The following is a 12120-nucleotide window of genomic DNA, read 5'->3' on the forward strand; positions in this document are numbered from 1 at the left end:
CCTGGGGTAGACTTCCGACGCCCCATGCGATTCTATCGAGCAGTAGAGGTTTCCCCGCAACAGCGCCGGGCTATCCTGAGGCCGGAATCGGATCGGCCGACTCTTGAACAGATGGTCGAGGCCTTTGCTCTGATCGAAGAGATACGGCTCCACGGCGACGATGCGCTGTTAGAAATCGCCAGGAAGTTCGATTCGCCCAACCTCGCCCAACTGGAGGTCCACGATTGGAAAGACGCTCGGTGTCGACCCGAACTCCAAGCCGCGCTGGAACTGGCCGCCGAGCGAATTCGCGCGTTTCACCAAACGGATGCGCCCGCCGTCGAGCCCGCGCCCGGTTCGATCCTCCAAACCGCGCGCCCAATCGATAGAGCCGGCATTTATGCGCCAGGCGGCAAGGCGCTCTATCCGAGCAGCGTCCTAATGACCGCAATACCGGCAAAGGCAGCCGGAGTGCAAGAGGTCGTCCTTTGTACGCCGGCCCAACCCGGTGGTCGGCCTGCAGACGTCGTGCTGGCTGCGGCCGCCGTGGCAGGCGTCGATCGAGTCTTCGCGATCGGCGGGCCTGCAGCGATCGCGGCAATGGCTTATGGAACCGCGAGCGTGCCAAGGGTCGATGCCATCGCCGGACCGGGCAGCCAAAGAGTGAACCTGGCGAAGCGGCTCGTTTGGGGCGATGTGGGCGTCGATCTCTTTGCCGGCGCCAGCGAATCGGCCATCATCGCCGACGGCAGCGTCGCCCCGGCCTGGACAGCCGCCGATCTGCTGACCCAACTAGAGCACGGCGACGATTCAAGATGTCTCTTGCTCTGCACCGACGAGAGCGCGCTCAGCGCGATTCTCCAAGAAGCGCAAACGCAGATCGAATCGGCGCCGCGAAAAGCCATTCTACAGAAAGCGTTTGAAAACAGCCCCTGCGTTCTGGTCAACTCGCTAGACGAGGCGGTCTTATGGGCGAACGAATTCGCTCCTGAGCATCTCAGCCTACTGATTGAATACCCGGACAAGGCTCAGCCTTACATTAAGAACGCAGGCTGTATCTTGGTCGGCGCATGGACCGCGCAAGCAATGGGAGACTATGTCGCAGGCCCCAGCCATTGCCTGCCGACAGGCGGCGCCGCGCGATTCGCATCGCCGCTCGGCGTCGACTTCTTTATCAAGCGAACCAGCCTAATCTGGCTGACCCAGCAGGAATCGACAGCGCTGATCCAATCGGTCAGCGCTCTGGCCCAAGAAGAAGGCCTGCCCCAACATGCCAAAGCGGCCGAAATTCGACTACAATAATAGAAGAACCATGGCAAACCCAGGCATACGATACGCAGAGATTGAGCGCGAAACCAGCGAAACGCAATTGCGCGTAGCCATCGACTTAGATGGCAGCGGCGCAGGCGAGATCGATACAGGCATCGGTTTCTTCGACCACATGCTCACCCAAATCGCCTGTCACGGCCTCATCGATCTGGTCGTAACCGGGCACGGCGACCTCTATGTCGACGAGCATCATTTGATCGAAGACGTGGGCATTTGCCTCGGCAAAGCGGTCAACAAGGCGCTGGGCGAGCGCCGAGGCATTCAGCGATATGGATGGGCGACCGTGCCAATGGACGAATCGCTGGCTGCCGTTGCGATCGACTTTTCTGGACGGCCTTACTTGGCATTTGACGCCGCTTTCTCTCGAGAGAGCGTCGGACTGATGCCGACCGAAATGGTCGCCGAGTTCTTCCGAGCCTTCTCAACCCATGCGGCGGCCACCTTGCACATTCGGTTGCTTTCCGGCGAAAACGACCACCACAAGATCGAGGCCATCTTCAAAGCCTTCGCATTGGCTCTAGAACAAGCCGTCGCGCTGCACCCGAGGCAGAAAGTCGCGCCATCAAGCAAGGGCATCCTAGAAACCGCCGAATGATCGCCATAGTCGACTACGGCATGGGAAACCTGCAAAGCGTCGCCAAGGCATTGCGCTACCTGGGCGAAAACTGTGCGATAACAAGCGATCCGGAAGTCGTTGCGAAGGCGGACAGGCTCGTTTTGCCGGGCGTTGGGGCTTTTGGTCAAGCGTCGTCTCGCCTGCAAGAACTGGGCCTGGACGAGGCGATCAGGCAAAGCGTCTTAGCGGGAAAGCCCTTTCTAGGCATCTGCCTTGGCTATCAACTGCTGTTCGATTCCAGCGAAGAATCACCGAGCGCGCAGGGCCTTGGGTTTATTCAAGGGCAGGTAAGAAAATTGAAGCCGACCGCAGACGCGCGCATTCCGCACATCGGCTGGAATACCGTTCAATCGGTCGATTGCAATGCGATACCCGGATTGATAGACAATGCTCTCTTCTACTTTGTGCACAGTTTTGTGCCCGAGCCGACGGAGCGCGAGGCAATTTCTGCCTGGAGCAAACACGGCGAGACCTTCGTATCGGGTATTATGTGGCGCAACATGATCGGAGTGCAGTTCCATCCAGAAAAGAGCGGCAAAGCCGGGATGGAACTTCTCAAGGGCTGGATATCGTCAAGAAGTTGTTAAACCTGGCGAAAACTTCAGGTTGGCGCCCTTGCAAAATGGCACAAACCGTGCTATACTATAGGGCGTCGGAGAGCCCGACGAGAAACAAAACTTCGAAAGGAGGACGTACGCAATGAAGAAGCTTCTGACTTTGGCTGTAGCTGCGATGGTCGCTTCGCATTCGTTCGCGCTGATTGTCGAGAGCGAGCCTAACAACGACTCGACGACTGCCGATTCGATCGTGCGAGGCGCGGCCCCGTGGTCCGATGTTGGCGTAATGGGATTGAACGCTGGCGATGTCGACTGGTTCACTATTCACCTGAATCAGGGCGAGATCCTAACGGTTATCACCACGCCGATGGATGACACTTCCCCGTTCTTTGATCCTGACACGATGCTTGGTCTGTTTGACGCTGGTCTCGCCGAGCTCCGGTTCAACGACGATGCGGGCGGCGGATTTGGTTCGGCCGTTCGATGGGATGCTCGATACACGGGCAAGTACTACATCGCTGTAACCGGCTTTGGCGATCGCGACTTTAACGGTTCCGGCCACACCGAAGACGGCCAGTACGCTCTGACGGTCAGCATCGTTCCCGAGCCGGCCAGCATGGTCGCTCTGGGCATGGGCCTTGCCGGCATGCTTCGCCTGCGACGACGCAGCAAGTAATCCGTTACAGCCTGTAAGCTACGTCTGAATGGCGAGGGGGATCTCCTCCTCGCCATTTTTCTATGTCGACAAATCGTTGCTCGTCCCCAAGACCTTCATTCCGCCATCCCCAATCTGCTCTGGCGTTTGGCTTAACACGGCAAACCGCGCCTCCATCCCCGGCGCCAGCGAACCGATGCTCGAATCGAAAGTTGCATAGGCCCCGCCTACCGTAAACCGCTCTAACGCCTCCAACGGAGCAAGCCTCTCGGAAGCGCCAAACTCAAAGCCCGACGCGCTGCGCCTCGTAACCGCCGCTCGCCACCCCACGATCGGATCGCCCGGCACCACCGGCTGATCCGAGCTGAACGCAAACTCGATGTCCGCGTCCGCCCAAGATCGATACGGCATCAGATAATTCGCCCGCTCCCCAATGCCCTCCAGATAAGCCGGTCCAAGCCAATGCAGAAACTCGGGCTGGGCGACCGCCATGACGCCCAACCGCCGCATTCGATCCATCGAATCGGGATGCATCATCATGCAATGCTCAATACGATGCCGGTGATCTTGCACAGGGCGAGACTCAAGCGCTCGTTCGTATCCGTCTAACACGATGTCCACCGCTCGATCGCCAATCGCGTGCACGGCAATCTGCCAGCCCGCTCTATGAGCGCGAACAATTCGTTCTATCAAATCCTCCGGTTCGTAATTCAATATCCCACGGTTGGTTCCGTCTGCGTAGGGTTCTCGTAGCGCAGCCGTCCTCAGGGTCAAAGCGCCGTCGGCGAAGAGTTTGATCGGGCCAATCCTCGCGCCAGAAAAAGCAGTCCGCATCGCCGACGGATCGTCCAGCCATCCGCGCTTTAGCACAGAGCCATAGAGCGGCATCAGCGTCATCTTCACCGGGCAACCGGCCTCGCCTGCGCGAGCGTACGCCCTCAGCTCCGTTTCCAAGTCTATCCAACCGGTCGAAGCGTCCGAAGCCGCCAATATTCCCCTGTCTGCCAAACTCTTGCCCGCTGCCAGTATCCGTTCCACCATCTCGTCTTCGTTCGGTTTGGACATCAAGCGACTGACCATCGAAGAGGCCGACTCCATCAGAATGCCGGTCGGCTCTCCCTTCTCATCCCGCTCGATCTTGCCGTCCGACGGATCCTCGGTCGAGGCGCCGATCCCGGCCAACCCAAGAGCGACCGAATTGACCGCCGCCCCATGCTTGCTGACGTGATTGAGGTAAATCGGCCTCTCGGAGCTGACCGCGTCCAAATCTTTGCGCGTCAGATGCTTGCCTCCCGGCAGAAGATTCTGATCGTACGCCAAGCCCAATATCCACTCGGCAGCCGGATTGCGCGCCGACCAATCCCGCAATCGCGCCTGAATCTCTTCCACAGATCGACAGCCCCGCAGGTCGGCTTTGGCCAGATCGATCCCCAGCGAAAGAATATGGCAATGGCAATCGTTAAAAGCTGGCACGATCGAACCCTCGACGGAGACCCGCCGCGCATTGGCAAATCGAGCCCTCAATTCGCTCAATGCGCCGACAGCGGCAACCAAGCCGTTTTCTATCGCCAAGGCTTCTTGCGCGCCATTCGCCATCGTGTAAACGGTCGCGCCCTCGATAATCTCTACCATGCTTAAAGATTCCCCGCGTCGAGTTCGCTTCCTATAGGGGTAAACTCTCTATCAAACCTATTAAGGAGGGAACGCTCGTGGCAATACCCATAGGCTCAGACGCTCACGATTTCTCGTTGCCGACCGTAGATGGCGGCACAGTCTCCCTCTCCCAGTATCCCGAGGCGGTCGCATACTGCATCGTCTTTTGGTGCAACCATTGCCCCTATGTCGTCGGATACGAAGACCGCTTCATCGACCTAGTCAACCGCTATAAAGATCGAGGCGTGGTCTTCATTGCGATCAACGCGAACGATGCAAACCAGTATCCTCAAGACAGCTTCGAAGCCATGAAGCGGCGGGCGCAAGAGAAGAACTACCCGTTCATTTACGCCTATGACGAAGAACAGTCGGTCGCCCGCATGTACATGGCCGAGCGAACGCCCGAGTTCTTTCTGTTCGACTCAGAGAGAGAATTGCGCTATCATGGCCGCTTCGACGACAACCACGAAGACCCAAAGGCAGCGCAACGACACTTCTTGGAAGACGCCATCAACTCGGTCTTAGAAGGCGAGCCGCCCCACATGCCCAACACCGCCCCCATAGGATGCACGATCAAATGGAAACCATGAGAGGCGCTCTTTGAGCTTGAACTGCGTTGCGATCTACGCCGATATGGAGGGCGTTGCGGGCATCTCCGTGTGGGACCAAGTCAACGGCGGATCGCCGCAGTACGAAGAGGGAAGAAGGCTCTACACCGGAGAGATCAATGCCGCCGTTAGAGCCTGCAAACGAGCGGGCGCCAAGCGAATCGTCGTTGTGGACGGACATGGCGCAGGGGGGCAATGGTCGTTCAAAAGCCTGATCCCTGATGCATTAGAATCGGGCGCCGAATACGTCTTCTCGCTCCGCTGGTGCCGACACATCGAGCCGTTTCAATCGGGCTGCGATGCTGTGCTTTTAGTCGGCGCTCACGCAATGGCCGGAACGCCCGACGGTGTGCTGTGCCATACCGTATCGACCGAAGGCTGGCACAACGCCTGGATCAACGGCACGCTGGTCGGCGAATCGGGTTTCATTGCCGCTCTGGCAGGGCACTGGGGCGCTCCCATTGTTTTCGTATCGGGCGACGAGGCGACCTGCAAAGAGGTAACCGATCTTTTGGGCTCTAAGGTCGCGACCGCGCCTGTCAAGAAAGCCCTCCACCGATACGCGATCAGCACCTTGAACCATGCGGACGCATGTGAAATGATCGAATCTCGGGCTTATGAAGCCCTGACAAAGCGCGACTTCCCGCCCGCATGGCGACTGCCCGCGCCGGTCGAGGTGAGAGTCGAAATCACTAACCCCGACAAAGCCGCCTACTTCTTGCGCAAACCGGGAGTAACGCAAGAAGGGCGATGCGTGGTGGCCAAAGGCGAAAGCTTCTGGCAAGTTTGGGACAACTTCTGGTGGGAGACCTGATGAGCGATCTGAAAACTTCCTTGTACGAGGCGCACGTTCGGCACGGCGGAAAGATGGTGCCTTTTGCCGGTTGGGTAATGCCGATTCAGTATCAAGGCATTCTAGACGAGGCGCGCGCCGTTCGCACTGGCTGTGGCCTGTTCGACGTCAGCCACATGGCGCGAGGCTGGTTTCGGGGCGATCGCGTTCTCGACTATCTGAGCAGTCTCGTCCCGAGCGACTTGGGTCGATTGACCGATATGAGCGCGATGTACACCATTCTGACCAACCCTAACGGCGGCGTAATCGACGACATCATCATCTATCGCTTGTCCGAACCAGAATACATGGTCGTCTTTAACGCCGCAAATCGCGAAAAGGACCTCGCCTGGTTCCGCCAGCACGGGCAGGGTATCGACATCGACGATCGCACTTTGTCCACCGCAATGATCGCGGTGCAGGGTCCAAAGGCGGTCGAAACGCTGGCAGCGCTTGGGGGAACCAATCTGCCCGACGTTCCGCGATTTGCCGCCGCCGAAACGACCATTGCAGGCGTCCGTCTGTTAGCGGGCCGAACAGGATACACGGGAGAGGACGGCTTTGAGCTGATCTGCCCAGCCGACCAGGCCGACGCGCTATGGGAAGCGCTGACACAGGAAGGCGGCGTTCCATGCGGATTAGGCGCCAGAGACTTGCTGCGAATAGAAGCTGGACTGCATCTATACGGCCATGAGCTTTCCGACGAGATCAACCCGATCGAGGCCAACCTCGGCTGGGTCGTGCATCGCCTAGAGGGCTATTGGGGCTCAAAAATCATTGCACGAATCAAAGCAGAGGGCCCAATCCGGAAGCTCATGGGCATCGTGATGGACGACCGCGCCGTGCCCAGAGAAGGAAACGAAATCTGGTCGGACGACCAACGAATCGGCACGGTCAGCAGCGGCACATTTTCGCCCGTGCTGGGCAAGAGTATCGGAATGGCCTTCATCGCAACCGATTATGCGAAGGCTGGCAATCGTTGCGAAATGCGGGTGCGGGACAGGGCGTTTGGGGCGTCGATAACAACGAGGCGGTTTCTAAAGGACCAATAAAGAAAGAAGCCCCGAATGATCGGGGCTTCGATGTCTTTCAATCAGTTACTGCTTGTCCAGACGAACCGATTAGGCGCGTCGGCGTCGGGCGGCCAGCAGGCCGACCAAACCGGTGCCCAGAGCGATCATGCTGGCAGGCTCCGGAACGACTTCCACGTTCAGTCCACTGCGGGTGGCGTAGAGAGTCGTCGTAGCGTTCAGCATGCAGGTTCGGACGGTAACGCCCTCGGAGCCCACGCCGCTCAAGCGGGTCAGATCGATGACGTAGTTGCCAACCGCCGCATTGTTGGCGACCTTGATACGAACTTGGCCGACCCAGAAGCGGAACGGATCAGCAGTGCCGCCCGTCTTCAGCATCTTCAGGCTGAAGCCGTCTTCAGTGGCAATGCCGAAACTTGTGTTGGTCGGGGAGGTCGAATTGGCGCGCACTCTGCCGCCGGCTCGACCGCTGGACGACCAATCGTTATCCGCCACGTCGCTGTGGAATCGGGCATTGTTCTGAGGGTTGGTCGCATTATCAGCGCCAAAGAAATGAACGTCGAACTCAGAACTACCAGCCAGGTCGCCAAAAATGTTGACCGTAGTGGTGCTGGCCAGGCCACCGTCGCCAGGCGTAAACTCCACGCCGACCGTGAGAGTGAACCAGTCGCCAGGGTTGACCTGAATCGAAGTTCGAGGGTTGCTGGAATCGCTATCCGTCTGCGTAGCCACGCTACCGGCGCTCTGGCTGATGTTGGAGCCATCCAGGAAGAACCCGGAAGCGGCCGAAGCGCTCGCAACCATCATAACAGCGACGGCGGAAGCGACCGCAAGATGCATCAGACTCTTGTTGAAACGCATCACACACATCCTCCTTTCGAGGTTTTGGTTTAGTATCGTTGAAGCCCGACCCTCGAGCTCAACTTCGTTATTAAGTAGAATCGCGGACGATTCGAAACCGCCCACCACAGTATAGCACGGTTCGTGCCAGACTGTCAAGGGAGAATTTAAAATCCGGACAAGAGCCCCGATTGGCCGTTCATCCCTTCTGTGGGCCGTGTCGACCCCGCTTATTACGACCGAGAATAGTATAGCACAGGTTTCGCCGATTCGCAACAGATTCCGTTAAACTTCCGTTAATCGCCGCCCTTCGGGTAATATCGCCCAGACATGTTCCCCAGGCGAGGACAAATCGCCCTCTCCCTTCTGCCCGGCGTCGGCGCCAAATCGTTGCGTCGAGCCCTGGAGCGACAAGCCGCTATACCCCGGTCTTGGGACGAACTGGTCTCTCTGCCCGCTCCCCAAATCGCCGAAGAATACAGCCTGCCCGAACAATCCGTAACCGAGCTCCAATCCAAGGCCTCCCAATACGACGCCCAAGCCGCAGAAATCGAATCGCTCCTCGCCCGCGCCGGCGCCTACTGGATGACGATCGCCGATTCGGCCTATCCCAACCGCCTGCTCGCGCTAGACGAGCCGCCGCCCATCCTCTACGGCTACGGCGACTGGGAACTGCTCTCCAAGCCCAAAGCCGCCCTCATGCTCTCTCGCAAGTTTAGCGACGCCGCCGGACAAGAGACCGAAGAACTCGCGCGCCTCTTTGGAGAGCAGGGCTTTACAATCGTAACCAGCCTCCACCCAGAAGGCTATCGCCGGTCGGTCATGGCCTGCCTCAGACACAACTTGCCCTACTGCTTGGCGCTCGATAGAGGCCTGCTAGACGCATTTGGCGACGACCTAAGAAAGGAGCCGCTGGCTGCAGCCCGCATCTGGCGAGCCGAGTTCGATCCCTACCGTGCATTGGCAATCAGCGCCTTTCGACCCCGAGACCCCTGGAGAGCGCCCTCCGGTTTGTTGCGAGACGAACTGGTTATAGCCCTCTCCGATACCGTGATCGCGGTCGAGATCAGCCAGGGCGGACAGATCGACCGATTGCTCAAAGACGCCGTCCGCAGAGGCCAGGACGTTCGAGCGATAGCGACCGAAGACCGACCGGGCAACCAAGAGCTGATCGAAGCGGGCGCAACGCCCTTTGGCGCCCCATGAAACTCTCGATCTGCATCGTAACCTGGAACTGCCGCGACCTTCTGCGCGCCTGCCTAGAATCTATCCCCCGGCGCGACGACTTTGAGACCATCGTGGTGGACAACGCCTCTAACGACGGCACGGCACAAATGGTCGAACAGGAGTTCCCCTGGGTTCGCCTCATCGCCAACGATCAGAACCAACTGTATGCCAAAGGCAACAATCAAGCCTTCGAAACTGCAATGGGAGAATTCGTCCTCATGCTCAACCCCGATACCGAACTCGAACCCGACGCGCTGGACAACGCCTTGGCCGTTCTCGATGAGCATCCCGATGTCGGCGCGGTCGGCGGCCTCCAGAGATTCCCAGACGGCACAATCCAGCCCTCAGTGCGCGGCTTTCCGACGCCCTCCGCGCTCTTTTACGAAACGATCGGCCTGGCCCGGATCTTCCCACGCTCAAAAAAACTAAACGTCTATCGGATGCGATGGTTCAAATACGACCAAGAAATCGAAGTCGATCAACCAATGGCGACCTTCCTCATGACGCGGCGAATCGTCATAGAGCAAGTCGGCGGTATGGACGAGCGCTTTCCCCTCTTCTTCAACGACGTCGATTGGTGCTATCGGGTCAGGCAGGCCGGCTGGAAAATCCTCTTCAGCCCCAACGTCCGCCTCGTCCACCACGGCGGCGCCAGCACTAGCCAAGCGCGCAAGTGGGCGATCCGAGAATCCCACCGCTCCCTAGAAGAGTTCTATCGAAAACATTACCAAACTCGCCTCTGGCCCTCGCTCTACTGGACGATTGTCGGACTGATACGAATAACTGGCTTCTTACGCCCGCTCAAAGCCAAGAACTGAAACCTCAGACCAAAGTCCCTGGGCGCGATCAACCGCGCCCAGGTATTCTCACGAGTACTATGAGCGTGCTACCCATCATCTTAGTCCGCGGTTTCGATCTGTTGGGCGGAAGCGCCGCCGACCCTTTCCACGGCTGGAACGAAGGAACCGTCAACCCGCACAAACTGGGCGACAACTACATCTACGAAGGCATGGTGGTTCGATTCCTCAAAACCGAACTCAAACTGCCGCAAGATCAAGGCTCCACCACCTACCTCGATGCGACCAACGCCCTCAACTACGCCGCCAGCACGCGCCAACAGACCGGAATCGACCCCAACCGCCTGGCTAGGCTCAAGACAGACTTCGGACACCTGCCCGAATCCACCCTGACCGAATGGCTGACAGGACGCATCTGGGTGGACGAAACCATCGCCAAACAGTACAAGGGCAAGCATAACACCTTCTGGGTCTTTCGATACTACGACTTTGCCGGGGCGGCGGCCAAACGCAGCCTGGAAGTGGAGGCCGACGGCCTGGCCGAGACCATCGAGCGCGTCCTGGCCATCACCGGCGCGCCGTCCGTCTATCTCATCTGCCACTCCATGGGCGGCGTCATCGCCCGATGCATGATGCAGCGAACCTACCTGCTAAAGCAGAAATCGGCCGGCCTGAACATGACCGACGACCAATTCGTCCTCACCGCGCCCCCGGCAGCCCGCACCGCCGCCAAAAAACTCGCCCTTAGCCGCGTGGCCAAATGGATCACTATGGGCACGCCCCATCGCGGAGTGCCCTTCCAAGTGGTCCCGACCGACTTCTACGCCGAGACCGAGTACTTTAACGCAGAGTTTTTTGCCCGCAAAATGGGCAAGAAGAGCGATGACAAACGGACGCCAGACCAGTTCTTGGGCGACACGAAGGCCTTCTTCGATCCCGAGCGCGTCCTCTGTGTCGTAGGCACTAATCACCGCGCTTATGGCGGCGTCATGGGCAGCGTAACCCGCTCCGCAAACCAGGTCGTGTCGTGGCTGCAGGGCAAAGAAGCCAACCACAGCGACGGTTTGATCAAGCAATCTTCCGCCGCCCTGGCCGGAGCCTACAAAGCCTTCGTGCACAAGCCCCATACCGGGCGCGACAGCCTCATCTCGTGCCGAGAAAGCTTCGAACTCGCCGTGCGCTTCCTGTTCGGCGACGTTCGAGTCAGACTGCGACTGGAAAGCCTGACGATCCGAAGAAGCAAGAAGATCATGTCGCGATTAGGACAAATGCTGGACGGCAAGCCCGAATACTTCATCGGCTTCTCCGTCAAACCGCGCCGAGTGGACTTCTTCCTCAATCAGATGACCAAAGATTCGGAAAACTGCTTCGGCCCCTTCAGCACAGAAGCGATCAAAACGGACCAGATCAAGTGGGACAAAGAGGACAAATCGAAGGACGGTGTCGTGTTCGAAGGCGTCTTCAACTCCGCGCTGGCCAACTTCAACCCAAAAACCGATGAGTTCAAAGACCTGGCCTATCGAGTCGACATCTACATCGGCGAGCGCGATTCCTACCTCCTGGGCTTTTCCGACACCAAGATAGTCGACGATACCTTCTACATGCTCTTGGTCAACGAGGGCGGAGCGCTAAAGGCCGTGCTGGTGCCCAACGACAGAGGCACGAACGCAGGCATGATCGCCCAACCCCTGGTCAACAATCGATGCCGGTTCGTCGTCCCCAGCGGCCTCGTCCACGAAAACGTCGCCATGACGCTCTCGTTAGAAATCGACCCCAGCCAAAGCGCCCTTATGCCGACTGGATAGCGCGACCTCTATGGAACCCGCTTAAGAATCGCGCCGCGAGGTCGAGCGTTCGGAACGCCAGGCTTCTGCCTGGCAGACGAAACGGGGCCGCCCGGGAGGGCGAGCGTCCCCGCGAGCCCAAAACGGACCCGTCGGGAGGGCGAGCGTCCCCGCGAGCCCAAAACGGACCCGTCGGGAGGGCGAGCGTCCCC

12 protein-coding genes are annotated in these 12120 nt (G+C 58.8%); 10 read left to right on the top strand and 2 right to left on the bottom strand.

Going from position 1 to position 12120, the window contains the following annotated elements; genetic code table 11:
* Positions 1-24: 24 nt before the first annotated feature.
* The 4 genes from hisD to HUU60_01320 all read left to right on the top strand — a co-directional run bounded on the left by hisD (position 25) and on the right by HUU60_01320 (position 3157).
* The gene (hisD, locus tag HUU60_01305; protein ID NUL81342.1) at positions 25-1281 is read left to right on the top strand and encodes a histidinol dehydrogenase; all 1257 of its coding nucleotides are present in this window, start codon (positions 25-27) and stop codon (positions 1279-1281) included.
* Positions 1282-1291: 10 nt separating this feature from the next.
* Positions 1292-1903, top strand: a complete 612-nt coding sequence (hisB, locus tag HUU60_01310) for an imidazoleglycerol-phosphate dehydratase HisB (GenBank protein ID NUL81343.1) — start codon at positions 1292-1294, stop codon at positions 1901-1903.
* Positions 1900-2511, top strand: a complete 612-nt coding sequence (gene hisH / locus HUU60_01315) for an imidazole glycerol phosphate synthase subunit HisH (protein ID NUL81344.1) — start codon at positions 1900-1902, stop codon at positions 2509-2511. Before hisB ends, hisH begins: the two co-directional genes overlap by 4 nt.
* A 112-nt stretch (positions 2512-2623) precedes the next feature.
* On the top strand, positions 2624-3157 hold the full coding sequence (locus tag HUU60_01320; GenBank protein ID NUL81345.1) for a PEP-CTERM sorting domain-containing protein: 534 nt from the start codon (positions 2624-2626) through the stop codon (positions 3155-3157).
* Between the two features lie 60 nt (positions 3158-3217).
* Here HUU60_01320 and HUU60_01325 read toward each other — a convergent pair whose 3' ends face one another.
* Complete coding sequence (locus HUU60_01325; protein NUL81346.1) at positions 3218-4768, bottom strand: amidohydrolase; 1551 nt, start codon at positions 4766-4768, stop codon at positions 3218-3220.
* Positions 4769-4845: 77 nt separating this feature from the next.
* Here HUU60_01325 and HUU60_01330 point away from each other — a divergent pair, with 77 nt between their 5' ends.
* Genes HUU60_01330 through gcvT form a run of 3 tightly spaced genes read left to right on the top strand, consistent with a single transcriptional unit; the run spans position 4846 to position 7281 of the window.
* Positions 4846-5379, top strand: a complete 534-nt coding sequence (locus HUU60_01330; GenBank protein NUL81347.1) for a thioredoxin family protein — start codon at positions 4846-4848, stop codon at positions 5377-5379.
* Positions 5380-5422: 43 nt separating this feature from the next.
* The gene (locus HUU60_01335) at positions 5423-6211 is read left to right on the top strand and encodes a M55 family metallopeptidase (GenBank protein NUL81348.1); all 789 of its coding nucleotides are present in this window, start codon (positions 5423-5425) and stop codon (positions 6209-6211) included.
* Complete coding sequence (gene gcvT / locus HUU60_01340) at positions 6211-7281, top strand: glycine cleavage system aminomethyltransferase GcvT (protein ID NUL81349.1); 1071 nt, start codon at positions 6211-6213, stop codon at positions 7279-7281. Before HUU60_01335 ends, gcvT begins: the two co-directional genes overlap by 1 nt.
* A 69-nt stretch (positions 7282-7350) precedes the next feature.
* Here the strand turns inward: gcvT and HUU60_01345 are convergent, their stop codons facing one another.
* A complete protein-coding gene (locus tag HUU60_01345; protein ID NUL81350.1) occupies positions 7351-8121 on the bottom strand; it encodes a PEP-CTERM sorting domain-containing protein in 771 nt (256 codons plus the stop codon).
* Positions 8122-8490: 369 nt separating this feature from the next.
* Here HUU60_01345 and HUU60_01350 point away from each other — a divergent pair, with 369 nt between their 5' ends.
* From HUU60_01350 to HUU60_01360, 3 genes are read left to right on the top strand one after another with little or no spacing between them, the layout of a single operon-like run.
* Positions 8491-9306 (top strand): DNA-processing protein DprA, encoded by an 816-nt coding sequence (locus tag HUU60_01350; GenBank protein ID NUL81351.1) that lies wholly within the window; start codon positions 8491-8493, stop codon positions 9304-9306.
* Positions 9303-10145 carry a glycosyltransferase family 2 protein gene (locus tag HUU60_01355; protein NUL81352.1) on the top strand — a complete coding sequence of 281 codons (843 nt, stop codon included), beginning with the start codon at positions 9303-9305 and terminating at the stop codon, positions 10143-10145. The genes HUU60_01350 and HUU60_01355 overlap by 4 nt, the downstream gene beginning before the upstream one ends.
* Before the next feature lie 59 nt (positions 10146-10204).
* Complete coding sequence (locus tag HUU60_01360; GenBank protein NUL81353.1) at positions 10205-11929, top strand: alpha/beta hydrolase; 1725 nt, start codon at positions 10205-10207, stop codon at positions 11927-11929.
* Positions 11930-12120 lie beyond the last annotated feature (191 nt).

This window comes from Armatimonadota bacterium, assembly GCA_013359125.1.
Taxonomy (GTDB): Bacteria; Armatimonadota; Fimbriimonadia; order Fimbriimonadales; family GBS-DC; genus JABWCR01.

What these genes read in the sequence shown, in the direction of transcription:
- hisD (NUL81342.1), top strand. Translation starts at nt 25, where the DNA reads ATGCGATTCTATCGAGCAGTAGAGGTTTCCCCGCAACAGCGCCGGGCT.
- hisB (NUL81343.1), top strand. Translation starts at nt 1,292, where the DNA reads ATGGCAAACCCAGGCATACGATACGCAGAGATTGAGCGCGAAACCAGC.
- hisH (NUL81344.1), top strand. Translation starts at nt 1,900, where the DNA reads ATGATCGCCATAGTCGACTACGGCATGGGAAACCTGCAAAGCGTCGCC.
- HUU60_01320 (NUL81345.1), top strand. Translation starts at nt 2,624, where the DNA reads ATGAAGAAGCTTCTGACTTTGGCTGTAGCTGCGATGGTCGCTTCGCAT.
- HUU60_01325 (NUL81346.1), bottom strand. Translation starts at nt 4,768, where the DNA reads ATGGTAGAGATTATCGAGGGCGCGACCGTTTACACGATGGCGAATGGC.
- HUU60_01335 (NUL81348.1), top strand. Translation starts at nt 5,423, where the DNA reads ATGGAGGGCGTTGCGGGCATCTCCGTGTGGGACCAAGTCAACGGCGGA.
- gcvT (NUL81349.1), top strand. Translation starts at nt 6,211, where the DNA reads ATGAGCGATCTGAAAACTTCCTTGTACGAGGCGCACGTTCGGCACGGC.
- HUU60_01345 (NUL81350.1), bottom strand. Translation starts at nt 8,121, where the DNA reads ATGCGTTTCAACAAGAGTCTGATGCATCTTGCGGTCGCTTCCGCCGTC.
- HUU60_01355 (NUL81352.1), top strand. Translation starts at nt 9,303, where the DNA reads ATGAAACTCTCGATCTGCATCGTAACCTGGAACTGCCGCGACCTTCTG.
- HUU60_01360 (NUL81353.1), top strand. Translation starts at nt 10,205, where the DNA reads ATGAGCGTGCTACCCATCATCTTAGTCCGCGGTTTCGATCTGTTGGGC.